This window comes from Actinoplanes ianthinogenes, assembly GCF_018324205.1.
GTDB lineage: Bacteria > Actinomycetota > Actinomycetes > Mycobacteriales > Micromonosporaceae > Actinoplanes > Actinoplanes ianthinogenes.
In genome coordinates, this window is the sequence record NZ_AP023356.1 from 4,036,944 (window position 1) to 4,061,022 (window position 24,079).

Annotated in this window: 22 protein-coding genes and 1 tRNA gene; 11 read left to right on the top strand and 12 right to left on the bottom strand. The window is 72.2% G+C overall.

The annotated features are described in order from the left end of the window. Positions 1-67 precede the first annotated feature (67 nt). Complete coding sequence (locus Aiant_RS18070; protein WP_189328385.1) at positions 68-1,039, top strand: hypothetical protein; 972 nt, start codon at positions 68-70, stop codon at positions 1,037-1,039. On the opposite strand, the gene rsmI is transcribed toward Aiant_RS18070, so the two are convergent. Next, the gene (rsmI, locus tag Aiant_RS18075) at positions 1,033-1,890 is read right to left on the bottom strand and encodes a 16S rRNA (cytidine(1402)-2'-O)-methyltransferase (RefSeq protein ID WP_189328384.1); all 858 of its coding nucleotides are present in this window, start codon (positions 1,888-1,890) and stop codon (positions 1,033-1,035) included. The genes Aiant_RS18070 and rsmI overlap by 7 nt on opposite strands. Positions 1,891-1,950: 60 nt before the next feature. On the opposite strand from rsmI, the gene Aiant_RS18080 reads away from it, so the two are divergent. The 3 genes from Aiant_RS18080 to Aiant_RS18090 all read left to right on the top strand — a co-directional run bounded on the left by Aiant_RS18080 (position 1,951) and on the right by Aiant_RS18090 (position 7,954). Then, entirely contained in the window at positions 1,951-3,531 is a 1,581-nt protein-coding gene (locus Aiant_RS18080; RefSeq protein ID WP_189328383.1) for a dolichyl-phosphate-mannose--protein mannosyltransferase, read from the top strand. A 1,343-nt stretch (positions 3,532-4,874) separates the two neighbouring features. Continuing rightward, positions 4,875-5,615 (top strand): hypothetical protein, encoded by a 741-nt coding sequence (locus Aiant_RS18085; RefSeq protein ID WP_189328382.1) that lies wholly within the window; start codon positions 4,875-4,877, stop codon positions 5,613-5,615. Positions 5,616-5,668: 53 nt separating this feature from the next. After that, complete coding sequence (locus Aiant_RS18090) at positions 5,669-7,954, top strand: bifunctional polysaccharide deacetylase/glycosyltransferase family 2 protein (protein WP_189328932.1); 2,286 nt, start codon at positions 5,669-5,671, stop codon at positions 7,952-7,954. Positions 7,955-8,002: 48 nt separating this feature from the next. Here the strand turns inward: Aiant_RS18090 and Aiant_RS18095 are convergent, their stop codons facing one another. Further along, entirely contained in the window at positions 8,003-9,247 is a 1,245-nt protein-coding gene (locus tag Aiant_RS18095) for a GAF domain-containing sensor histidine kinase (RefSeq protein ID WP_189328381.1), read from the bottom strand. 142 nt (positions 9,248-9,389) lie between these two features. Between Aiant_RS18095 and Aiant_RS18100 the strand changes: the two genes are divergently transcribed. After that, a complete protein-coding gene (locus tag Aiant_RS18100) occupies positions 9,390-9,893 on the top strand; it encodes a DUF2199 domain-containing protein (RefSeq protein WP_189328380.1) in 504 nt (167 codons plus the stop codon). Positions 9,894-11,026: 1,133 nt separating this feature from the next. Here Aiant_RS18100 and Aiant_RS18105 read toward each other — a convergent pair. The 6 genes from Aiant_RS18105 to Aiant_RS18130 form a co-directional block, all read right to left on the bottom strand. Then, a tRNA-Ala gene (locus Aiant_RS18105) sits at positions 11,027-11,100 on the bottom strand. Positions 11,101-11,185: 85 nt separating this feature from the next. Then, positions 11,186-11,932 carry a divisome protein SepX/GlpR gene (gene sepX / locus Aiant_RS18110; protein ID WP_425322675.1) on the bottom strand — a complete coding sequence of 249 codons (747 nt, stop codon included), beginning with the start codon at positions 11,930-11,932 and terminating at the stop codon, positions 11,186-11,188. Between the two features lie 155 nt (positions 11,933-12,087). Continuing rightward, a complete protein-coding gene (locus Aiant_RS18115) occupies positions 12,088-12,723 on the bottom strand; it encodes a GNAT family N-acetyltransferase (protein ID WP_189328378.1) in 636 nt (211 codons plus the stop codon). Next, positions 12,724-14,037, bottom strand: a complete 1,314-nt coding sequence (locus Aiant_RS18120) for a molybdopterin molybdotransferase MoeA (protein WP_189328377.1) — start codon at positions 14,035-14,037, stop codon at positions 12,724-12,726. It abuts the gene before it with no gap. Continuing rightward, the gene (locus Aiant_RS18125; RefSeq protein ID WP_189328376.1) at positions 14,034-14,945 is read right to left on the bottom strand and encodes a UTP--glucose-1-phosphate uridylyltransferase; all 912 of its coding nucleotides are present in this window, start codon (positions 14,943-14,945) and stop codon (positions 14,034-14,036) included. The genes Aiant_RS18120 and Aiant_RS18125 overlap by 4 nt, the downstream gene beginning before the upstream one ends. Before the next feature lie 45 nt (positions 14,946-14,990). After that, entirely contained in the window at positions 14,991-17,108 is a 2,118-nt protein-coding gene (locus tag Aiant_RS18130; protein WP_189328375.1) for a GGDEF domain-containing protein, read from the bottom strand. A gap of 81 nt (positions 17,109-17,189) precedes the next feature. Here Aiant_RS18130 and Aiant_RS18135 point away from each other — a divergent pair, with 81 nt between their 5' ends. The 3 genes from Aiant_RS18135 (at position 17,190) to Aiant_RS18145 (ending at position 19,839) form a co-directional block, all read left to right on the top strand. Further along, positions 17,190-17,993 (top strand): 5-formyltetrahydrofolate cyclo-ligase, encoded by an 804-nt coding sequence (locus Aiant_RS18135; RefSeq protein WP_189328374.1) that lies wholly within the window; start codon positions 17,190-17,192, stop codon positions 17,991-17,993. A 362-nt stretch (positions 17,994-18,355) separates the two neighbouring features. Next, positions 18,356-18,700, top strand: coding sequence for an FmdB family zinc ribbon protein (locus Aiant_RS18140; RefSeq protein WP_189328373.1), 345 nt, complete (start codon positions 18,356-18,358; stop codon positions 18,698-18,700). A gap of 662 nt (positions 18,701-19,362) precedes the next feature. Then, on the top strand, positions 19,363-19,839 hold the full coding sequence (locus Aiant_RS18145; RefSeq protein ID WP_189328372.1) for a hypothetical protein: 477 nt from the start codon (positions 19,363-19,365) through the stop codon (positions 19,837-19,839). Positions 19,840-19,869: 30 nt separating this feature from the next. Here the strand turns inward: Aiant_RS18145 and Aiant_RS18150 are convergent, their stop codons facing one another. After that, entirely contained in the window at positions 19,870-20,049 is a 180-nt protein-coding gene (locus Aiant_RS18150; protein ID WP_189328371.1) for a hypothetical protein, read from the bottom strand. Between the two features lie 64 nt (positions 20,050-20,113). Here Aiant_RS18150 and Aiant_RS18155 point away from each other — a divergent pair, with 64 nt between their 5' ends. Then, positions 20,114-20,446 carry a translation initiation factor 2 gene (locus Aiant_RS18155; protein ID WP_229829804.1) on the top strand — a complete coding sequence of 111 codons (333 nt, stop codon included), beginning with the start codon at positions 20,114-20,116 and terminating at the stop codon, positions 20,444-20,446. A 56-nt stretch (positions 20,447-20,502) separates the two neighbouring features. Here Aiant_RS18155 and Aiant_RS18160 read toward each other — a convergent pair whose 3' ends face one another. Then, on the bottom strand, positions 20,503-20,976 hold the full coding sequence (locus Aiant_RS18160; RefSeq protein WP_189328369.1) for a DUF2231 domain-containing protein: 474 nt from the start codon (positions 20,974-20,976) through the stop codon (positions 20,503-20,505). A gap of 146 nt (positions 20,977-21,122) precedes the next feature. On the opposite strand from Aiant_RS18160, the gene Aiant_RS18165 reads away from it, so the two are divergent. Both Aiant_RS18165 and Aiant_RS18170 read left to right on the top strand, forming a co-directional pair. After that, entirely contained in the window at positions 21,123-21,554 is a 432-nt protein-coding gene (locus tag Aiant_RS18165) for a Fur family transcriptional regulator (protein ID WP_189328368.1), read from the top strand. Between the two features lie 103 nt (positions 21,555-21,657). Beyond that, positions 21,658-22,512 carry an oxygenase MpaB family protein gene (locus tag Aiant_RS18170; protein WP_189328367.1) on the top strand — a complete coding sequence of 285 codons (855 nt, stop codon included), beginning with the start codon at positions 21,658-21,660 and terminating at the stop codon, positions 22,510-22,512. On the opposite strand, the gene Aiant_RS18175 is transcribed toward Aiant_RS18170, so the two are convergent. Together Aiant_RS18175 and Aiant_RS18180 are read right to left on the bottom strand one after the other, a co-directional pair. Continuing rightward, the gene (locus Aiant_RS18175; protein ID WP_229829855.1) at positions 22,513-23,337 is read right to left on the bottom strand and encodes a RecB family exonuclease; all 825 of its coding nucleotides are present in this window, start codon (positions 23,335-23,337) and stop codon (positions 22,513-22,515) included. A gap of 89 nt (positions 23,338-23,426) precedes the next feature. Continuing rightward, positions 23,427-24,044: a MarC family protein gene (locus Aiant_RS18180; protein WP_189328365.1), complete on the bottom strand. Its 618-nt coding sequence runs from the start codon at positions 24,042-24,044 to the stop codon at positions 23,427-23,429. Positions 24,045-24,079 lie beyond the last annotated feature (35 nt).

A 24,079-nucleotide genomic window follows, 5' to 3' on the forward strand; every position in this document is an offset into this window, starting at 1 on the left:
ACCGATTTGTCCCGACACGCCCGATCATTGCCCACCCCGCCGCCGAGCCGCGTAGTTGACTGGGTCAGTGACGGGAAACGCGCCGCAGCCAGGGGAAACGCCGACGGGGAACCCGTGGGCCCGGGTCGATCCGGACGCCACGTGGTGGCGCGGCGACGGCGATCGGGAGCCGGACTCCGTCCAGTGGGCGGATCTGGCCGCCGACCAGGCCCGCGCGGCCGGTGCCGACGACCTGACCCAGCACCTGAGCCCCGGGGACGGCGAGCGGCTGGCCACGGCCGGCGAGCTGATGATCATCGAGCCCAGCCAGGCCGACGAGCCACCAGATCAGGAAAGTCCGGCCGGTCCCGACGACCGCAACCGGCCCACCATCGTCCTGGATCACCAACGGCCCCTGCCCCCGCTGCCCGAGGGCGGCGTGTCCCCGGCCACCGCCACCCGCCTGGAGCGGATGGAGAACTCGCCGTTCTGGGAGACCGACGAGGCCCGGATCGCCGCCGAGGCGCGCCGTGACCGGCGGTCCGGGCGCCGCCGCCGTCCGCCGGCCACCAACCCGGTCGGCGCGCTCGCCTCGCTGATCGGCCTGAGCCTGCTCGCGGCGTTCTTCGCCTGGGTCAGCGCCGAGCCGTTCTGGCTGGCCGCCGGGCACGGCGACACCGGGTACGCGACCACCACCCGCTGCCACGGCACCGGTCTCACCCAGCGCTGCACCGGCCGGTTCACCGCCACCGACGGGCAGTTCACCGCCCGCCGGGTGACCCTGCTCGGCATCACCGGCGACGCCCGCGAGCCGGGGGCGGTCTCCGGCGCCCGGATGGTCAGCGCGACCAGCCGGCAGGCCTACACCGCGCCGCCCGGGCTGCTCATGCACCTGCGCTGGACGCTCGGCTTCCTGCTGGTGCTGATCTGCGGGTACGGCATCGCCGGGGCGACCGGCGCCCGGCGGCTGGAGTCCCCGCGCGCCCGCCGCTACGCCCTGCTGGCCAGCGTCTGCGGCCCGCTGCTGCTGCTCGCGGGTTTTCTGATCGCCGCCTACTGAGCCTGGTGGACCAGGGTGTACACGTCCCGCTTCTTCAGGCCGTACTGATCGGCGATCGCCTGGATCGCATCCCGCCGCGAGTCGCCGACGGCCTCCCGCCGGGCCACCGCCGCGCGCAGCTCGTCGTCGTCCGGCCGCTCCGCCGGCCCGGCCGGCGCGCCACCCACCACCAGGGTGATCTCGCCGCGCGGCTCACCCGTGGCGGCCCACTCGGCCAGCTCGGCCAGGGTCCCGCGGCGGATCTCCTCGTAGGTCTTGGTCAGCTCCCGGCAGACCGCGCCCGGCCGGTCCGCGCCGAACGTGGCGGCCAGGTCGGCCAGGGCGCCACCGATCCGGTGCGGCGCCTCGAAGAAGACCAGCGTCCGCGGCTCGCCGGCCAGCTCGCGCAGCCGGGACCGCCGGTTCGACCCGGTCCGCGGCAGGAAGCCCTCGAAGACGAACCGGTCGCTGGGCAGCCCGGACAGCGCCAGCGCGGTGGTCACCGCGCTCGGGCCGGGCGCCGCGGTCACCGGGTGCCCGGCGTCCAGGGCGGCCCGGACCAGGCGATATCCCGGGTCCGAGACGCTCGGCATGCCGCCGTCGGTGATCACCGCGACCGTCGCGCCGCCGGACACCGCCTCGACCAGCTCCGGGGTACGCCGGTCGTCGTTGCCCTCGAAGTAGGAGACGACCCGCCCGCGCACGGTGACGTCCAGGTCCTTGACGAGCCGGGCGAGCCGCCGGGTGTCCTCGGCCGCGATCACGTCCGCGGTGGCGAGCACCTCCCGCAGCCGCGCCGAGGCGTCACCGATGTTGCCCAGCGGGGCGCCGACCAGGATCACACGCCCGGCGCCGGAAGTTTCACGAGACACCGGAAAAGTCCATCACACGCCCGGGCATCACTTCAAAGCTGAGCAGCCTACGATCGCGGAGTGACAACGGCGACAGCTGAGACAGACCTCACCCCCGCGGAGCCCCCCGCCGAGGCGGAGTCGTCCCGAGGGGCCCGGGCCGTTCCCGACCTCGTGCGGCGACGCCTGTCGACGCTGGACACCCGCCTGGACCCATATTCGTGGCTGGTCACCGCGGTGATCGTGCTCGCCGCGGGCATCCTGCGCCTGGCCGGGGTGGACAATCCCAAGGGCTACATCTTCGACGAGGTGTATTACCCGACCGACGCCTGGGACATGCTCCAGCACGGCGTCGAGTGGGACGAGAAGACCAACGGCCCGGCCTACGTCGTGCATCCCCCGCTCGGCAAGTGGCTGATCGCCCTGGGCGAGCAGGTCTACGGCAACCGTGAGCTCGGCTGGCGGATCTCGGCGGCGATCGCCGGCACCCTGATGATCCTGATCCTGATCCGGGTGGCGTACCGGATGTTCCACTCGATCGTGCTCGCCGGGATGGCCGGCCTGCTGATGACCCTGGACGGGTTCCAGCTGGTGCTGTCCCGCACCTCGCTGCTGGACATCTTCCTCGGGCTGTTCATCCTGCTGACCTTCGCCTGCATGGTGCTGGACCGCGACCACTACCGGCGGCGCTGGAAGGAGGCGCTCGCCGACGGCTTCGACTCGACCGCCACCTACAAGATCCCGCGGATCGTCCCGTGGTGGCTGCTGGCCAGCGGCGTCTTCTTCGGCCTGGCCTGCGGGGTGAAGTGGAGCGCGCTGTTCTTCGCGCCGTTCTTCGCCCTGCTGGTGGTGGCCTGGCGCTGGCAGGCGCGCCGGTCGGCCCGGGTGCGCGGCCCGTTCGTGGCCGGCATCCTCGGCGACTTCGGTTACCTGATCCTCAGCTTCGTCCTGAGCGTCATCTTCTACCTGGCCACCTGGACCGGCTGGTTCGTCACCGACACCGGCTACTTCCGGCACTACCGGGAGGCGAACGGGCTGAGCGAGCCGCCGATCCTGGGCGCCCTGCTGAACCTGATGCACTACCACTCCGAGGCGTACAACTTCCACAGCGGACTGACCGAGAAGCACACGTACCAGTCCTGGCCGTGGCAGTGGCTGCTGCTCGGGCGACCGGTGGCGTTCTACTGGAACGGCAACGGCAACTGCGGCGCGCCCAGCTGCGCCGCCGAGATCCTGCTGCTCGGCACGCCGATCCTGTGGTGGTCGTTCCTGCCGGCGCTGTTCGCCCTGGTCTGGTTCGGCATCGCCCGGCGCGACTGGCGGGCCTACGCGATCTTCACCGGCGCGGTCGCCGGCATGCTGCCGTGGTACTACTTCGCGGTCGCCGACGGCCGCACCATGTTCTCCTTCTACCTGATGCCCGGCCTGCCGTTCCTGATCCTGGCGGTGGTCTACGTGCTCGGCGCGATCATGACACCGGCGGGCGGGATGGCCTCCGGCGCGGCCCGCACCGATCGCCAACTGATCGGCACGGTGGTCGCCGCGACGTACATGGTGCTGGTGGCCCTCTGCTTCGCCTACTTCTATCCGATCTTCATCGGGTCGACCCTGCCCTACGACGACTGGTCGGTGCGGATGTGGCTGGGCAGCCGCTGGATCTAGCCCCGTCAAACCGAAGATCAAGTTCAAGATCTTCCTTTACGCAGGCCCGGCGGGGTGCGGACCGCATGCTCCCGCCCGGGCCGGAGGCAGCGATCTGGCCGCTGGCGCGTCCAAACCAATCGCTGCCTCCTTCACTGTCCGCGGCTGGTCCCGGAGATCAACCCCCGGCTGGCCCCCAGCGCCCCATCCCATCCCCGGGTAGGGCCACCAGCACCAGCCCGACACTCCCCGGCTGGCCCCCAGCGCCCTATCCCAGCCCCGGATAGGACCGTCAGGGCCAGCCCGACACTCCCCGGCTGGTCCTCAGCGCCCTATCCCAGCCGCGGATAGGGCCGTCAGGGCCAGCCCGACACTCCCCGGCTGGTCCTCAGCGCCCTATCCCAGCCGCGGATAGGGCCGTCAGGGCCAGCCCGACACTCCCCGGCTGGTCCTCAGCGCCCTATCCCAGCCGCGGATAGGGCCGTCAGGGCCAGCCCGACACCCCCCAGCTGGTCCCCAGCGCCCTATCCCAGCCCCGGATAGGGCCGTCAGGGCCAGCCCGATACCCCGCGGCTGGTCCTCAGCGCCCTGGGCGGACGCGGGATCGGGCCAGGCCACGTGACACCCCTGGCACACGGGACGTCTCCCCTGTCCGCGGGTGGTTCCGGAGAGCACATGCGGGTGCGCCCCTCCGTGCCGCCGGAGCAGCCTCGCCGCGACGGACAGCCGCCTCGCGCCGTGGGCCGGCAGACGTCCCGGCGGCTCCGCTCGCCCGTTCCGCAGAATCGGGAGCGCTCCGGACGTACCGGGAAATGGCGGACCGAGGCGGAAGCGAACCGCGGGTGACGAGTCGGCCCCAGATGGCACGAAGCCCGGCGATATCGCCGGGCTTCATCGTTTTGGAGACTTTTCGCTGATCATGACCTACGCAGGTCCGAAAAATAGGGCGCGCCCCGATCGCCTGCCACGGGGGAAGCGGGCGATAGGGGCGCGCAAGATGCAGCTTAACGAGCCTGGATGAGCGGCACAACGGGTGTCGGCCACGGATTGCCGTGTCGATCCCAGCATCCCAGCGATTCGGACATTATGCTCTTTTAACCTTTACTACGCATACCATCTCATGAATACGATTCAAGTTGATGGTCGGGAATACGACACCAATTAGATGTCGAATCTGGCGTAACGTATTCGGGCCACCGGCCGCACCGCAGCTCAGCGGATTCGCCGTTCGCCGAGGACACATCCCCTCCCATCGGGTCAAACCCCAGGGGTCATCATTTCGTCCCTTTTCGGGTGATCAGTCGGCCATCCCCCAAGAAGGTGACAAGTGCCAAGATCGCGGTAAATGTTCTTAAGCTCGCCGCGTGACAACGCAGGAGCACCACCACCCGCAGACCGCCGACCAGCGAATTCCGGACACGGAAATCATCGCCGTGGCGACGCCGGCCCCGGTGTTCGTCGACTCCACCGGCCGGCGGAGCCGATTGCTCCGCCGGATCGCGCTGGCGTTCGGCATCCTCGTCGTCTCCTACGGCGGGTTGCTCGGCGTCAGCCTGGCCGGCGGTCCGGTGAACTCCAGTGCCGTGCTGCCGCTGCCCGGCCTGGACGACGGGGACGAGAAGACCGCGGTGCCGCCGCAGCCGAGCCCGGCCCCGGCGGTGAGCTCGTCGAGCGCCCCGGCCCACGGCCCGCTGATCGAGTCGGTGGACCAGCCGCGGCGGGCACCCGCCCGGCAGACGACCACCACCGTGCCGAAGGCGGCCACCACCACCAAACCGGCGACGACCACCACGACGAAGCCTCCGGCCAAGGCGGCGACCACCAAGCCGACGCCCGCGCCGACCACCCCGAAGCCCACGGTCACCACCACCAAGCCGACCGAGTCGACCACCACCACGCCGGCGCCCGGCCCGACCACGACCGCGGCCCCGCAGCCGCCGGCGCCGCAACCACCGGCGCCGCAGCCACCGGCCGCTGAGCCGAAGTCGGAGCCGGCCGCGCTGCCCACGCTGGCGCCCGCCACCCGGGATGACCCGGCCGACACCGACACCCCGGCCGGCACGCCGTCCGCCTCCGCGGCCACGACCGCGGGAGAACCGGCGTGACCAGCCGTACCCGGGGCCGCAGCCGCCGCCGGATCCTGCCCCGGCCACGGGTCATGCTCGGCACGCTGGTGCTGGGCTTCTTCGTCGCCGTGCTGGTGGTGCAGGCTTACATCAACGCCGAGTTCACCGCCGACCACAAGGAGACCGAGGTCGGCGACCAGGACGGCGTGCCGCTGTCGATCCGCGGCGGGGGGCCGATCGTCAACACCACCGGTGGGCAGGAGACCACCAGCCGGCTGCCGGACCGCACCATCGCGCTGACCTTCGACGACGGCCCGGACCCGATCTGGACCCCGAAGGTCCTCCAGGTGCTCCGGGAGAACGACGCGCACGGCACGTTCTTCGTGGTCGGCTCCCAGGTGGCCCGCCATCCGGCGCTCACCAAGGACATCGTGGCCGACGGCAACGAGCTGGGCCTGCACACGTTCACCCACGCGAACATGCAGCTGCTCGCCCCGTGGCGGCGCCGCCTGGAGCTGTCCCAGAACCAGGTGGCCATCGCGAAGGCCACCGGCGTGCACACCAACCTGGCCCGGTTCCCGTACTCGTCGAAGACCGACGCGATCGACGACACCAACTGGAAGATCGTCAAGGAGGCCGGGCAGGCCGGCTACCTGGTCGTCGTCAACGACCTGGACAGCGAGGACTGGCAGCGGCCCGGCATCGACCAGATCATCCACAACGCGATGCCGGCCGGCGAGAGCTCGGCCATCATCCTGTTCCACGACGCCGGCGGCGACCGGTCGCAGACCGTCGCGGCGCTGGCCAAGTTCATCCCGCTGATGAAGGCTCGCGGTTACCGGTTCACCACCGTCACCGAGGGCCTGAACCTGGGCATCGAGGAGCAGTCCGCCGCGGTCAAGTCCGGACGGGCGCCGGAGAGCACCTCGGTCATCCCGGCCCTGCCGCTCAACCCGGCCGCCGCGCCCGGCGACGAGTGGCGCGGCACCGCGCTGATCTGGACCGTACGCCTGGCCGACGGCCTGGTCACCGTCGTCGCCGGCCTGTTCGTGGTGGTCGGCGTGCTGACCATCGGCCGGACCGCGCTGTTGCTGCTGCTGGCCGGCCGGCATGCCCGGCAGCGCCGGAGACCGGACTGGCGCTGGGGTGAGCCGGTCACCGACCCGGTGTCGGTGATCGTGCCCGCCTACAACGAGAAGGAGGGCATCGAGGCGGCCGTCCGGTCCCTGGCCGGCGGCGACTACCCGGAGATCGAGGTGGTGGTGGTCGACGACGGCTCCACCGACGACACCGCCGAGATCGCCGAGGGGCTGCGCCTGCCGAACGTCCGGGTGGTCCGGGTGCCCAACGGCGGCAAGTCCAACGCCCTCAACACCGGCATCGCGCTGGCCAAGCACGACCTGATCGTCACCGTCGACGGCGACACCGTCTTCGAGCGGGACTCGATCCAGAAGCTGGTGCAGCCGTTCGGTGACCCGGCGGTCGGGGCGGTGGCCGGCAACGTGAAGGTCGGCAACCGCGGCACCCTGGTCTCCACCTGGCAGCACATCGAGTACGTGATCGGCTTCAACCTGGACCGCCGGCTCTACGAGACGCTGAACTGCATGCCGACCGTGCCCGGGGCGATCGGCGCGTTCCGCCGCGAGGCGCTCGCCCAGGTCGGCGGGATCAGCGACGAGACCCTCGCCGAGGACACCGACGTCACCATGGCGCTGTGCCGGCAGGGCTGGCGGGTGGTCTACGAGGAGCACGCCAAGGCGTGGACCGAGGCGCCGACCACCCTGGAGCAGCTGTACCGCCAGCGGTACCGGTGGAGCTACGGGACCATGCAGGCGATGTGGAAGCACCGGCGGGCGCTGTTCGACAAGGGCCCGTCCGGGCGCTTCGGCCGGGTCGGCCTGCCGTTCCTCGCGCTGTTCGGGGTGGCGCTGCCGATGCTCGCCCCGGTCGTCGACATCATGCTGGTCTACGGCCTGGTCTTCTGGGAGCTGAAGGAGACCCTGATCGCCTGGCTCGGCATGCTGGCCCTGCAGGTGTTCACCGCGCTGGTCGCGTTCCGCTTCGACCGGGAGCCGGTCAAGGCGCTCTGGCGGTTGCCGCTCCAGCAGTTCGCGTACCGGCAGCTGATGTACCTGGTGCTGATCCAGTCGGCGACCACCGCGCTGACCGGCGGCCGGCTGCGCTGGCACAAGCTGAACCGGGCCGGGCTGGTCACCCGCTCGACGCCGCCACCGCCACCGGTGTCCACGACCGTGGCGCCGGCCGTGGACAGCTGGCCGCCCACCGTGCCGGATCTGCCCCGCCAGCAGCAGCCGATCGGGCGGGCGGTCGCCCCGCCCACCACCCCCGCGGTGCCCTCCCCGGCGCACCGCGAGTAGGAACGAACCCGCGTCCCGCCGTGCAGCCGGTGGGACGCGGGTTTTTCGTCACGCCACGGCGAGATCCCGGATCAGCTCGTCGGGCGTCAGGTCCGCGTAGGGGAACACCACGTGCAGCGACGTTCCGTCCCCGGGCCGGTCGGAGAGCGCCACGGTCGCGTGGTGGGCGTCCAGGATCCGTTTCGCCACCGCCAGCCCGCGGTCCGGGCCGGGCACGTCCGCCGGGTTCGCGATCGCCCCGTAATACAGGTGCGGGAACAGGTCCGGGCGCATCCCGTCGGGCAGGTCCATGTCGTCGAGCCGGACGGTCGGGCCGGACTCCATCTCGGTGCCGACCCGGACCCGGCCGCCCTCCGGCGTGTACTTCACCGCGGCGAACAGCAGGTGGGTGAGCACCTGTTCGAGGCGTACCGGGTCGGCGATGATCGGCAGCGACGGGCCGCCGGCCTGGTTCAGGATCCAGATGTGCTTGCTGGCCGCGATCGGCCGGACCGCCTCGACCGCGCGCTGCGTCACCCGGGTCAGGTCGCACTGCCGCATGTGCAGGCTGTCCCCGCCCAGCCCGGCGTCGGCCATCTGGGTCAGGTGGTCGATCAGCTCGCGGAAGCCGCGCACGTGCGCGGCGGTGGCCCGCCCGACCAGGTCGGCCAGCTCGAAGTCGTGGTAGCCGGTGTCGCCGAGGTTCTCCAGGTACGTCGACATCAGCCGCAGTGACGACCGCAGCTCCCCGCCGACCAGGCCGGCCAGGTCGTCCTTGCGGCGCTCCAGCTCCTGGAGCCGGGCCGTGGTGTTGGCCAGGGCGTAGGCGTACCGCCGCAACTCCAGCTGCGCGGTCACCTGCCGGGCCAGCGCCCGCAGCGCCTGCTGCTGCTCCATCGCCAGCCGGCGCGGCTCGGTGTCCATCACGCAGAGGGTGCCGAGCGCGAACCCGTCGGTGGTCATCAGCGGCGCCCCGGCGTAGAACCGGGTGCCGTCGGTGGCGGTCACCGCCGGGTTGTCGGCGAACCGCGGGTCCTGGGTCGCGTCCGGCACCACCAGCAGGTCCCGGCCGAGGATCGCGTGTGCGCAGAAGGACAGGTCCCGCGGTGTCTCCACCAGGTCGGGCTCGGTGCTCGCCTTCGCCCACTGCCGGTCCGCGTCGACCAGGCTGACCATGGACAACGGCGTCTCACAGACCCCGGCGGCCAGCGCGACGATGTCGTCGAAGTCCTTCTCCGGTGGGCTGTCCAGGATGTCGAGCGAGTAGAGCGCGGCCAGCCGCTCGATCTCGTTGTCGGGCAGGGGTGCTTTCATGGCGGTCACCTCCGAGACTTGCTTCAGAGGTATCACGCAAAAGTAGCCACCCTCGCATTTCGCCCAAATCCCACGTCAGGCGGGTGTGACATCCCCGCCGCGGCGGTGATCACCCGCCCGCATCGCCGTATGCTTCGCGGCCATGAACACCGACGAGTTCGCGTGCGGCACCTGCGGCTCGACACACAGCGGCCCGCCGCTGAGCTTCGCCGCGCCGGCCCCGGACTTCTGGTTGCCGGAGATGGCCCAGGCCGAGGGCTGCCTCCTCGACTCCGACCTGTGCGTGATCAGCGGCGAGCGGTTCTTCATCCGCGGCCTGATCGAACTCCCGGTCTGGGACACCGGCGACGTCTTCACCTACAGCATGTGGGTGTCCCTGAGCCGCCCCAACTTCACCCGAGCCGTCGACGTCTGGGAACAGCCGGGCCGCGAGAACGAGCCGCCCTACTTCGGCTGGCTCTCCAACGAGATCGCCGGCTACACCCCCACCACCCTCAACCTCAAGACCAACGTCCACACCCGCCCGGTCGGCCAGCCCCCGTACATCGAGCTGGAGCCCACCGGCCACCCACTGGCCATCGAACAGCGAGCCGGCATCTTCCGCTCCCGGGTAGAAGAAATAGCCAGCCTCCACTTACACCGCTAATTCCGCCGTGCCCCGCGCCCTCGCCCAGCAGGCTCAGCGGATCCCAGTCCGCGCCGCGGATCCAATCCAAGATCAAATTCATGCTGACTCGGATCCGCGCTGATCACCGATCGTCGCTCCCGCCAGGGACCCTTCCGGGCCGGGCTGGCCGCTGACGCGTCCAAAACGCCCACCCCTCCAGGGCGACGCCCGCGGCTGCCCAAGACCGCCAACCCCAACCCCCGAGCTGGCCCTGACCGCCCTATCCGCACTCGCGATAGGGCCATAGACACCAGCCCGCCAACCCCGGCTGGCCCTGGTGGCCCTATCCGGGCTCGGGATAGGGCCATGGGCGCCAGCCCGACAAACCCGGCTGGCCCTGACCGCCCCATCCGGACCCGGGACAGGGCCATGAACGCCAGCCCGACAAACCCGGCTGGGCTCGGTGGCCCTAACCGCACCCGGGACAGGGCCGTGAGGGCCAGCCCGACAAACCCGGCTGGCCCTGGTGGCCCTATCCGGGCTCGGGACAGGGCTATGGGTGCCAGCCCGACAACCCCGACGAACCCGGCTGGCCCTGACCGCCCTACCCGGACTCGGGATAGGGCCATGGGCGCCAGCCCGACAAACCCGGCTGGCCCTGACCGCCCTACCCGGACTCGGGATAGGGCCATAGACACCAGCCCGACAAACCCGGCTGGCCCTGACCGCCCCACCCGGACCCGGGACAGGGCCATAGACACCAGCCCGACAACCCCGGCTGGCCCTGACGGCCCTAACCGCACCCGAGAAAGGACCATAGACGCCAGCCCGGCAAGCACGGCTGGGCTCGGCGGCCCTAACCGGACCTGGGACAGGGCCATGGGGGCCAGCCCGAACCGCCCGAGACTCTGCGGCCAACCAATCCACCGATTGCCACGACGCGCGAATCTGAGCCGCGCGCAGTCCGTGGTCGCCCAACCCGCCGACGCCACGAGGCACCCACCTCGCGTTTTGAAGTCGCGGCCCACTTCCAGTGGTGCCGCACCGCCGGTCCAGAACCGACAAGCGATACGTCCCCGCCGTAACGCGGGGGTCTGGGGGCTCGGCCCCCAGGTCAGCAAATGCGAAACACTCCCTGTCCGCGCACTTTCAGGACAGAGAGTGCCTAAGTGTGGAGCTGTGGGGATTTGAACCCCAGACCCCCTCGATGCGAACGAGGTGCGCTACCAGACTGCGCCACAGCCCCTGGTCGGCTCTCCGGTGAGGCCTTCACCGTGGAACCTCCGAAAGGCTAACAGGTCCCCCACCGACCCCGCGAACCACCCCTCCTCTTAGGCGGTGTGGTGCCGCCCACCGGCCTCGTAGGGCCGCCCGCGCAGCCCGCCGCGGCGCCGATACGAGACGGATCCTCCGTTCGCGGCGACCGGCAGATCGGACGGCTCCCGGTCCAGACCCATGGCCGCCCGCCGGACCGCTTCCTTCTGGGCGGCCAGCCGGCGCTGCGCCTCCCGCCGCGCCGCGGCCCGCCGGGCCTGTTCCCGGCGCACCTCGGCCTGCCGGGCGGCCAGCCACGCCGCTTCGCGGGCCTGGATCCGGCGCCGGCGCCGGTCGGCGAGCGCCCGGTTGCGCAGGTGCACCAGGTAGACGCCGAGCAGCGTGCCGGTCACCGCGAAGCTGATCCAGAAGCCGGGGCCGACGGCCAGCACGCCGATCAGCTCGATGACGTTGAGCAGCACCAGCGCGGCGAAGACCCGGCGACGGCGGACGACCGCGGGAGCGCCCCGGCGGCGTGGCGCGCGGCGGACCGGGCGGCGGCCGGTGACCAGGCGCAACCGGCGTGGCGGCGGCGGATTTTCACCCGATGGGGCGGGCAGCGTAACCGTCACCTGGCGACCGGGGTTGATCGGTCGGCGTCCGGGCACGGTGCGGCGACGGCGGTGGCGCTGGAGCACCCGCGCCGTCGACGACGCCCGTTCCGCGGCGAGGCGCTCGGTGGCGTCGTACCGGCGGACCAGCGCCGGGGCGAGGGCGAGCAGCCCGGCCGCGGCGAGGACGGCGAGGAGCACCGAGGTCGGCACCCTCACCCCTTTCGTTCCGCCACGACAGAGACACGACAGGGACACGACAGATGACACACGACAGCTGACGTGCCGAATGACACGACGAATGCGAGGTTACGGGCGGTAGCGGTGATATTTCGCGCGCCGCGCCGACGGCACTCGCGCGCTCAAGATCATTTAGTCGTGCGAACTCGTTTCCACCGGGACAGCAGGCCGCCCTCGGCGGCCACCTCCTCGCTGGTCATCGCATAGCCCAGATGGTCGCGCCAGCCCCCGTCGATGTGCATGTACCGCTGGTGGTACGCCTCCTCGCGAAACCCCAGCTTCTCCACCACCCGGCGGCTCGGCCCGTTCTCCGGCCGGATGTTGACCTCGATCCGGTGCAGGCCACCCGGCCCGAACGCGTGATCGACGGCGAGCGCGAGCGCGGTCGGGATCACCCCGCGACCGGCCACCCGATGGTCCACCCAGTAACCCGCGTACGCCGAGGCGAACGCCCGCCGCACGATGTTCCCCAGGTTGACGTGCCCGACCAGGCGCTCCCGGCCGCCCTCCCGCAGGCAGACCGCGAACGGCATGCTGTCCCCGCGCCGGGCGGCCCGTTTCATGTCGCGATAGACGTACGAGTACGCGCGGATCGAGTTCATCTCCGCCCACGGACCGGGCGGCGCCGACTCCCAGGGCGCCAGCCAGGCCTGATTGGCGATCCGCACCTCGGACCAGGCCCGGGCGTCACCGCGCTTGTACGGCCGCAGCAACACCGGCCCGTCCGCCAGCACAGCGGGCCAGCCGGGGGTCGCCCCGAGCATTCATCGCCTCCGGTCGAGCAGCAACACGTCCACGGTCGAGCCGGCCGCCGCCGTGGTGACCCGCTCACCGAGCACCAGCAGTCCATTGGCCTCGGCCAAACCGGAGAGAGTGTACGGCCCACCGGCGAGCGGCTGCACAGTGTAACCGCCACCACGTCGCTCGGCGACGTGTGCCGGGCGGAACTCCCGGAGCCCACCGGGTGACGAGACCGTCTCCAGCAGGTGCGCCTTCACGCTCGGCCGGAACACCGGCTCGGCCCCGGCGAGCAGCTGGATCGCCGGCCGGGCCAGCACCTCGAACCCGATCAGAGCGGCGCCCGGCTCACCCGGCAGGCAGACCACCGGGACCTCCTCGCCGCCGACCGTGCCGAACCCGAGCGCGGTGCCCGGGCAGAGCGCCACGTCGGTGAACTCGACGGTGCCCCGGCCGGTGCCGGGCCGGGACAGCACCCGGCGCAGCATGTCGCCGGGCCCGGTCCCGGTGCCACCGGTCGTGATGATCAGGTCGGCGCGCAGCGTCTGGTCCTCCAGCAGGCCGCGCAGCCCTTCCGGATCGTCGTCACAGATGCCGATCCGGTACGCCAGAGCACCCGCCTCCACCGCCGCCGCGGTCAACGCGTGCGAGTTGGCGTCCACCACCTGCCCCGGCTGGCTGGGCCGGCCCACGTCGACCAGCTCGTCCCCGGTCGCCACGACCACCACCCGCGGACTGGGCCGGACCAGCACGTGCCCGATCCCGGCCGCCGCGAAGGTCGCCACCATCGGCGGTGTCACATACGACCCGGCGGTGGCGAGCACCTGGCCGACGGCCAGCTCCTCGCCGGCCCGCCGCACCCCGGAACCGCGTTTCGGGGCGTGCAGGATCTCCACCGCGGCCATGCCCTGGTCGGTCCAGTGCACCGGGACCACCACGTCCGCGCCGATCGGCAGCGGCGCGCCGGCGGCGACCGAGAAGCAGGTGCCCGCCGTCAGCCGGACCGGCCGCCAGCTGGCCGCGCCCAGGTCACCGACCACGTTCAGCCGGACGCTGCGGGTGGGGCCGCTGTCGAACTGACCGAACGCCGGGTGCGCGCCGAGGCGCCCGGCGCCGGCCAGGTCTTCCCACCGGGCCGCGTATCCGTCGATCGCGGCCTGGTCGAACGCCGGGAACGGGTGCGGCGCGAGCACGTCGGCCGCGAGCACGTTCCCGTGCGCCTGGGTGAGGTCGAGGTCGAGCGGAGGCAGCGCCCGTAGCCTGCGCAGCACGCTGCCCAGGTACTCGGCGAGAGGCATCAGCTCGTTGGCGGCCGCCTCGGCATCGGCCGTAGCGGTCATCCCTTCTGACCACCGACGAATTCGGCGAGCCAGGCCCGGAACTCCTCGCCCAGGTCGGGCCGCTGGGCGGCGAGCTGGACGACGGTCTGCAGGTAACCGAGCGGCTGGCCGGTGTCGTACCGGATCCCGCGGTAGACGATGCCGTGCACCGGGGTGCCCGACTCCAGCAGCGCCGCCATCGCGTCGGTCAGCTGGATCTCGCCGCCGCTGCCCGGCTTGGTCTCGGCGATCGCGTCGAAGATCTTGCCGGGCAGCACGTAGCGCCCGACCACGGCCAGGTTGCTCGGCGCCTCGCTCGGCGACGGCTTCTCCACCAGGCCGGTCACCTCGACGACGCCCTCGCCCAGGTCGGACTCGCGCACCGAGGCGATCCCGTAGCGGGACGTCTCCTCCGGCGTGACCTCGATGAAGGCGAGCACGATGCCGCCGGTGCGGGCCTGCAGGTCGAGCATGTCCGGCAGCAGCGAGCTGCCCTCCTCGACGAACTCGTCGCCGAGCAGCACCGCGAACGGGTTGTCGCCGACGTGCGAGGCGGCGGTGCCGACCGCGTGGCCGAGCCCGAGTGGCTCACCCTGCCGGCAGGTGTAGATGTCGGCGAGCTCACTGGTCCGGCGGACCGCGGCGAGCCGCTCGGTGTCCCCCTTCTCCTCCAGCCGCTGCTCGACGTCGGGACGACGGTCGAAGTGATCGACCATCGAGGTCTTGCCCCGCCCGGTGACCAGCAGCACATCGGTGATCCCGGCGGCGGCCGCCTCCTCCACGATGTACTGCAACACCGGCCGGTCGACGACCGGAAGGAGCTCTTTCGGGACCGCCTTGGTGGCCGGCAGGAAACGCGTTGCCAGGCCGGCCGCCGGGATCACCGCTTTGACCGCGCGCTTGCCGGACCCTTGCGCGTTCGTTGTCATCAGTCACCGCACCTTCGCTGGATCGTGCCCGAACATGCCGCGAGACTATCGGCCGGAACCACGAATCGGCGGCTGCGGCCCGCTGGCGGCCGGGGCCGGATCGAAATTCCCCTCAGGTACTCGGGACGAAACGCTCTCCGCGAGACGGTACGTGTCACGGCCGGCGTTCTTCGCCGCGTACAGCGCCTCGTCCGCGGCGTCCAGCACCTCTTGAGCGTTGGCGCCGTGCTCGGGGAAGACCGCGATGCCGATCGACACGGTGATCGGGATCCGGTCGGCCAGGCCGGGGCGCCGCGGATCGACGTGCACCGGCCGGTCGCGGACCAGGGCGCCGAGCCGCTCGGCGACGATCACCCCGCCGTACGCGTCGGTCTCCGGCAGCAGCACCACGAACTCCTCCCCGCCCTGGCGGAACGCCACGTCCACCTCGCGCAGGCCGACCCGGATCCGCCGGGCGAACTCGCCCAGCACCTGGTCACCCGCCGGGTGCCCGTACGTGTCGTTCACCTCCTTGAAGTGGTCGAGGTCGAGCACCAGGACGGTGAGCATCCGGCCGAACCGGCTGGCCCGCTCCACCTCCCGGCGCAGCACCTCGCGCAGATAACGGTAGTTCCACAATCCGGTGAGCGGATCGGTCAGCGACAGCCGCTGTGCCTCCTCGTGCACCCGCACGTTGTGCACCGCGACACCGGCCTGCCCGGCGAAGGTACGAAGAGTGCGCAGGTCGGCGTCGTCGAACGACGGGCTGCCGAGCCGGTCGTAGAGGGCCAGGACGCCCAGCGTGCCCGGACCGGGATCGGTGTCGTCACTCGAAGGGGGCGCGCAGATCGGCACCGCGAGATACGACTCACAGGCCGGTTCGTCGACGCCGTCGCCGGCCACGCCGCGCAACGGGGTGCCGGACGCCGCCACCGCGCCGAGCGTCCCGCGCCCGGCCGGCAACCGGCGCTGCGCCAGCTCGCCGGGCGGCAGATCCCATCCACCGGTCAGCCCGGCCCCGCAGCGGGCCGCCAGGGTCCCGTCGGCCGGATCGACCAGCAGCACCAGCCCGGCCCGGGCACCGGTCGCGGTCATCGCGGTGCGCAGGATCACCGGCAGGATCCGGTCCAGGTCGTGCGTGCTGGACAGCGTGTCGCCGAGGATCGCGAGGTGCCGACGCAGCTGGTCGCGGCTGGCGGTCAGCGCCTGCACATAGGACTGCAGCTCCCGGGTCATCCGGTTGAAGGTCCCGGCCAGCCGGCCCAGCTCGTCCGGTCGCGGGATCGGCACCCGGGTGTCCAGGTCACCGTTCGCCACCCGGTCGGCGGCCCAGGCCAGGTCGCCGAGCGGCCGGGTGGTGGACCGCGCCAGCCAGCGGGCGGCCAGCACCGCGGCGAGCGCGGTGAGCACGACCACGAGCGGCAGAATCGCGTACCGGAAGGTGGGTCGCGCCGGCGGCGCGTGGAGCGTCAGCGACAGCGGCTGCCCCGGTCCGGGCGTCAGGCCCCGGCGCGCCGCACCGTCCGGATCCTGCGCCCCCAGCGTCACCGTGACCCCGGCCGCCGTCCCGAGCCGCTCCAGCAGCGCCGCGTCGACCTGCTCCGCCGCGAACACCGTGACGTCGGCGGCCCGTGCACTCGCGGCGAGCCCGGTCGTAACGTGCCCGGTCGCCGTGAGCCCGGGCGCGGCGGGCCCGGTCGCGGCGGGCCCGGTCGCGGCGGGCCCGGTCGCGGCGGGCCCGGTCGCGGGCCGCTCGTCCGGCGCCGCGCAGTCCTGCCATCCGGCCTGCGTCCCCGTCGTCGCCGGCCCGGGTCCCCAGGGCCCACCGGCCTCCGGCGCGGCCGGTTGCGGCGCGGGCTGCGAGCGTCTGGCAAGCCCCGCCGGCTCGGGAATCTCCGCGCCGGCGAACCGGATGTCTCCGGCCAGGCCGCGGGCGACCAGCTGATCGGCGACCGTGGACCGGGACCCGGCCGGTACCACCGCGACCGCGTCGGCCGCTGCCTGCAACTGCCCGCAGATCGCGCCGATCGCGGCCCGGACGGTCGTCACGGCATGATCGAGACGCTCGTTCGTCCGGTCCCGGCTGACCGCGGCGACGGTCAGCGCGACGAAGATGGACCCGAGCAGGACCGGACCGAGCACGACCACCAGGAAGGCGCTGGTGAGCCGGCCACGTAATGTCACACATCCTCCCGGGAGTGGCCCTCTTTGGAGCGATGCTGACATAGTGTGCACCGTTTGCCGGTTTTCAAAAGGGGGTGTTGCATGTCGGATTTAACCGTTGACGCGGAAAAATCACCCCAAAACAAGATCACGCTACGCGCTCAGCTGCTCACCGCCCGTAGATCACTTACGGTCGCCGACCGAGCCACGTCCGCCGCCCAACTTCAAGATCAAACCCTGCTTTTCGTACGCCGGACCGCCCCGAAAACCATCGCCGCCTACGTCCCGTCCCCCTCCGAGCCCGGCGGCCCCTCCCTGCCCGACGTCCTCCTCGCCGCGCTCCCCCCTGGCGGTCGCCTCCTCTTGCCGGTCCTGCTCCCCGACAACGACCTCGACTGGGCGGCATACACCGGTACCCTCGCCCCCGCAGCCCGCGGCCTCCAGGAACCCCCCGGCCCCCGCCTGGGCGTCACCGCCCACCGCACCGCCGACCTGATCCTGGTCCCCGCCCTGGCCGTGTCCCGCGACGGCCTGCGCCTGGGCCGAGGCGGCGGCTCCTACGACCGAGCCCTCTCCCGCCTCCCCCACGACAACCCCGCCCCGGCCCTGCCCCGCCTCCCGCACGGCACCCCCGACGGCCAGGCTCTGCCCGGATTCCCCCACGGCGCCTCCGGCGACCCGGTTCTGCCTGGCCTCCCGCACGGCACCCCCGGCGACCCGGCCCTGCCCCGCCTCCCGGACACCGAACGCGACAACCCGGACTTGGCCCGATCGCGTCATCCCGGCCCGCTCGTCGTAGCCCTGCTTTACGACCACGAAGCCCTCGACCAGGTTCCCGCCGAGCCTCACGACCGCCCGGTCCACGGCATCCTCACCCCGTCCGGCTTCTTCCCCCGCCCGGCGTGACGCCCGGCCCAGCTCCGAACCAGCACCGCACTCATCGCCAAGCCCGCCTGGTCACACCCGTGGCGGCCCACCCCGGGGCGCGACGTCACGTCGCACTCGCGGCCGACGCCGAGCCCTGAACCCGGCATCCGCGGGCATTTCACGGACAGAGCGCTCCGGCCGTACCGAAAATGCTGGAAGCGCAACCAGATATCCACCTCGCGCGGGCCGGCGGGTTGCCGCACGGTGCGCGCGTAGTTCGTCACATACGGCGGCACGCTGGGCCCTCAGACACGGGGTGGAGTGGACGAATTGACCTCCGATGCCGCAACATTGGCACTCGGAGTTGGCGAGTGCCAGCAGCCGACAGATCCGGAGGAGCCGTGCCTACCTACCAGTACGCCTGCACCGAGTGCGGCGAGCAGCTCGAAGCCGTGCAGTCTTTCTCCGACCCGGCACTCACCGAGTGCCCGAACTGCCACGGCAAGCTCCGTAAGGTGTTCAACTCGGTCGGCATCGTGTTCAAGGGCTCCGGTTTCTACCGCAACGACTCCCGCTCCGGCAGCGTGAGCGCCGAGAAGTCGAGCGGCAACGGCGACTCGACCGCCAAGAAGCCGGAGAGCACCCCCGCGGCGCCCGCGGCCGCCTCGTCCGCCACCACGAGCAGCACCCCGGCGGCGAGCAGCAGCAGTTCCTCCTCCGGAGCGAAGGCCGCCGCCGCTTCCTGACCAGCCACCGACAAGGGCGTGCCGCGCCGGCACGCCCTTCGTCATGCCCGGCGTCCCGCCCAGCACGCACTGGCCACACCGCACCCGGCTCGCCGTACTCTGTGCCGCCCTGCCGCTCCTGGCATCCGGCATGCCGCACTCTCGTGACCCTGCCGCCCTGCCGCGCCCAGCATCCGGCACGCCGCGCTCTCGCGGCCCTGCCGCTCCCGGCATCCCGCATGCCGCACTCTCGCGGCCCTGCCGCTCCCGGCATCCCGCATGCCGCACTCTCGCGGCCCTGCCGCTCCCGGCATCCCGCATGCCGCGCTCTCGCGGCCCTGCCGCCCTGCCGCTCCCGGCATCCGGCACGCCGCGCTCTCGTGGCCCTGCCGCCCTGACGCTCCCGACATGCCGCGCTCTCCCGGCCCCGCCGCCCTGTCGCTCCCGGCATGCCGCACCCTCGTGACCCTGCCGCCCTGCCGCGCCCGGCATCCGGCATGCCGCGCTCTCGCGGCCCTGCCGCGCCCCGGACCGGCTCGCCGCGCCCAACCCTAGCCCCGGCCACGGCCCCACCCGGAGTTATCCACATCCCACGGTTGTCCACAGGCCCACCCGCGATTCGCGCGGAATCCGCCTAACGTCGCCCGCCTGCACCACAGCGAACGGCGACGGAAGGGCGAGCCATGAGCCGATCCGGCAATCGGGACGAACGCCTCGATCCGATACGCCTGCGAGCACCCAGCCGCGGCACCCTGCTCCGGCTCGCCGCGATAGTCACCCTGCTGGGCCTCGCGGTCGCCCTGTTCCGGGCCCAGCCGGCGAAGTCCCCCTGCGCCACGCCCCCGGCCAAGGCCACGACCCCTGCAAAAGCCACCGCCTCCGGCAAACCGTCGATCCCGGACGACACCGTCGGCGTCCCGGTGCGTCTGGCAGATCCGACCGCCCTGGCCCTGGTCCACCCCGGCAACCGGGTCGACCTGTTACGGCTCGACGACGGGGGCGACACCACCCCGATCGCCACCGCCGCCCTGGTCCTCGACGTCACCGCCGCCGACGATCCGACCACCGGCGGCCTCCTGCTCGCGCTCGGCGCGGAACAGGCAGCACAGGCCGTCGCCACCACCGGGCGCGGATTCGCGATCCTCATCCGCCCCGGCTGACGGCGTCCTGAGCCGAAGCGATCGGGCAGCTCAGTCCCAGTGCGGTGGACGGTCGTCGAGCAGCCGGTCGTCATTGGAGTAGTCGCGCTCGCCCCAGCCACGCTCGGTGTCGTCCCGAGTCTGCTCAGGCAGCAGCGGCGCCTCCTCCGAGTCGAAGTCGACCTCGCGCTCGGCGTCGTGATCCCGCTCGGGGCCATCCAGGATGTCCACGCCTAGAAGGGTAAGCCGACATCGCTGCGGCCGTCGTCCCCCTCCGGCTGTACCGTCGGTGAACGTGACCTCCCCCACCCGTGGCCCGGACGACGACGCGTACTGGCAGCGGCCCACGCCGGACGCCGCCCCGCTCGCCCGGCCATCCCAGGACCAGCCCGCCACCCCCGAGCCGCCGCCGTACCCGGGACCGCCGCGCACCGATCCGCCGGCGGCGTACTGGCGCCCGCCGACCATCGCCACGCCACCCCCGCCCCGGCACATGCCGGCCCAGGACATGGACGCGATCGACGAGGCCGAGGGTTCCGCGCGCACCGTGACGTACGGCGTGGGCCTGGTCGCCGGCGCGATAGCCCTGATCCTGTTGTGCCTGCTCTGCGGCCGCGCCCTGCTCTGACCGGCAAAACGCCGCCGAGCCCGGCAGGGTCGGCGGCGTTCGGCGCGAGACGACGATCAGTAACTGCCCCAGACTGCGGTCGCGCCCGAGTCACCGGTCTCGAAGACGTAGTACAGGCTGCCCGCCGCCAGCACCAGCGTCAGCACGACGAAGACCACGTTCGCCACCGCGGGCAGCTGCCGGCCGGGCCGGAATGTCAGCCCCACCATGACCAGGCTCACCACGCCGAGGCCGAGCACGAACCAGAGCAGCATCGAGCCGTAGTCCATGTGGTCGTTGAGGATTTCCAGGCCCTTGCCCTTCAGCCCGTTCGAGACCAGCCGGTTGTAGAGCTGCTCCCCGGACTCCTTGGCGACGAACGTGGAGATCGGCGCCGCCAGCGCGAGCAGGGCCACCGCCCAGCCGAGCCGTGGACGCCACTTCGGGACGGCGGCGTACACCACCGCGAGGATCGCGAGCAGCGGGACGAACACCACGGCGGCGTGCAACACGAGCGCATGTACCGGCAAGCCGTTGACCTGGTCGAACACTTTTCCTCCTGGGTCCGGGGTGATCGCTAGCTTAGGGTTTGTGTGACGGCGCAAACATCCCCCCGTCAGCATTTACCTCGGGATTCCGGTTCCGGTTCAGTTACGGCCCAGTTGGGGAAACCGCCCGGCCGTGTTGTCATGAACGCATGTCCACCGGTGAAGAACTGCTGCGTGCGCACGGCTTGCGCGTCACCCGTCCGCGCCTGGCCGTGCTCGAGGTCCTCACCGGCGGCGGGCACCTGGAGGTGGACGACATCGCCCAGCGGGTGCGCGTCCGGCTCGACTCGGTCTCCACCCAGGCGGTCTACGACGTGCTCGGCGCGCTGTCCCGAGCCGGCCTCGCCCGGCGGATCGAGCCGGCCGGCAGCCCGGCCCGGTTCGAGGCCCGGGTCGGCGACAACCATCACCACGTCGTCTGCCGCGGCTGTGGGGCGATCGCCGACGTCGACTGCACGGTCGGCGAGCGGCCGTGCCTGACCCCGAGCGAGGGACACGGGTTCGCGCTGGACGAGGCCGAGGTCACGTTCTGGGGTCTGTGCCCCGCCTGCCAGGCCCGCCGCCTGGCCGACACCGCCTGACCCAGCACCGCGAACACAACGCCGCCTGACCCGGGACCGCGAACACAACGCCGACACCGCTTGACCCGAGGCCGGAGTCGCCCGGCCGTGGCAGGCTGGGGTGATGACGGGCGACGTTGGTCTCTTCGGACCCGATTCGATCACCTGGAAACTGCACCGCGAGCCGATCCTGATGCTCGGCGGCCTGCGCTCTCTCTACCTGCAAGCCCTGCACCCGCGCACCGTCGCCGGCGTCGCGCAGAACTCCGGTTACCGCTCCGACATGTGGGGCCGCCTGGTCCGCACCTCGGACTACGTGGCCACGGTGATCTACGGCAGCACGGCCCAGGTCGAGGAGGCCGGTTCCAGGCTGCGCCGGCTGCACTCCCGGCTCAGCGCGGTCGACCCGCGCACCGGGGAGCGGTTCCGGCTCGACGATCCGGACCTGCTGCGCTGGGTGCACGTCGCCGAGGTGGAGTCGTTCCTGACCACCGCGCAGCGGGCCGGCGTGCCACTGACCCCCGCCGAGGTGGACGGCTATTACACCGAGCAGCTGCGGGCCGCCGAGTTGGTCGGCCTGGACCCGGCGACCGTCCCGGCCACCGCCGCCGAGGTCGCCGACTACTACGCGGCGCTGCGCCCGGAGCTGGGCCTGACCCGGGACAGTGCGGAGGCGGCGTTCTTCCTGACCCTCCCGCCGATCCCGGAGACCTGGGGCAGCCGCGCGCTGCGGCTCGGCCTCACCCTCGGCCCGCCGCGCTGGGCATACCTCGGCCTGGCCAGCACCGCGCTCGGCCTGCTCCCGCCGTGGGCGCGGAAGATGTATGGCGCACCCGGCTGGCCCACCGCCGACCTGGCCGCCGCCCTCTCCGCCCGCAGCCTGCGCGCCCTGCTCAAGGGCATCCTGGCGGTGCTGCCGACGGAGTACCGCATCTCCCCGGCCCACCAGGCCGCCCTCACCCGGGCCGGTCTCGCCTGATCAACCGGCCAGGTGCTCGACCGCCGCCCACGGCTCTTTCGCGGCGACCGAGGCACCGGCGGGACACACCTTGCGGAAGTCGCACCAGCCGCACAGCGATCCCGGGTTGGTCGGGAACGTCTCGTCCGGGTCGGCGCCGCCGGCCACCGCTTTCTCCGCGGCCATGATGTCGGTGGCGGCCTCCTCGGCCCGCCGCACCTGCCGCGCGAGCGACTCGTCGGTGTGCTCGTGCGCGGCCACCGTCCCGGTCGGCAGGTGGTGCAGCTCGACCCGGTAGCACGGCCGGCGGAACACCCGCTGCGCCGCGTACGCGTAAAGCGCCAGCGCCTGTGACCCGCGCGCGTCGTCGGCGTGCAGCCCGGTGCGCCCGGTCTTGTAGTCGACGATCACCGCCTCCGGCCCCTCCGGACCCACCCGGGCGTCGATCCGGTCGGCCCGGCCGTTGAGCGCGAGCACCGACGTCTTGGCGGCGACCACCCGCTCCACGCCGAGCGGCTCCTCCTCCGGGTCGAGGGTCGCCACGTAGGTCTCCAGCCAGTCGAGCGCCCGCCGATAGGCCGCGCGCTCCAGCTCGACGTCCCGGTAACCCTCCCGGACCCAGGTGCTTTTCAGCAGGGTGGGCAGCGCGCCGGGCTCGCGGCGCTCGGGGGGCAGCGCATACCAGTTCTTCAGGGCGGTGTGCACGCTGGCGCCCAGCGAGTTGTGCGCCCACGGCGGGCCCTTGGGCGGGGTGGGGCGGTCGACATATGAATATCGATAGCGCCGGGGGCAGTCGAGGTAGGCCCCGAGCTTGCTCGGGGTGCAGACGAAGAGACGCTCGGGCATCCCGGCGAACCCGAGTTGCTCGGGGACGGCGGCGCGGTTCCGGGTGGGAGGCACGCGACAATCCTGCCAGCACCCCCCGACAAGAAGCGTCAGAGGCGCGGCGCGTAAACCTGCACGAAGGCGAAGATCGCGTCCGCGATGAGCTGCACCGCGATGGCCGCGAGCAGCAGGCCGGCGATCCGGGTGAGAACCTCGATGCCGGCCGGCCGCAGCAACTTCACGATCAGCCCGGAGAAGCGCAGCACGAGCCAGACGGTGGCCATCACGGCCAGGATCGCGGCCGCCAGGACCAGGTACTCGTCCAGGCTCTCCGCACGCTGCACGAACAGCATGGTGGCCACGATCGCGCCGGGGCCGGCCAGCAGCGGCGTGCCGAGCGGCACCAGCGCCACGTTACTGGTCCCGCCCTGCTCCTCGGGCTCGTCGGTCTTGCCGGTGAGCAGCTGCAACGCGACCAGCACGAGCAGCAGGCCACCGGCCGCCTGCAAGGCCGGAAGCTGCACGTGCAGGTAGTCCAGCAGCGTCTGGCCGGCGACCGCGAACCCGACGATCACGCCGAGGGCGAGCAGCACCGCCTGCGTGCCGGCCCGGTTGCGGGCCTTCGCGGGCAGGGCGCCGGTGAGCGCGAGGAAGACCGGGACCATGCCGGGCGGATCGACGATCACCAGCAGAGTCACGAAGAACTCACCGAACAGCTTGAGATTCACCCGATCAAGGTAGGGTGTGGCACTCGGTCGCGCAG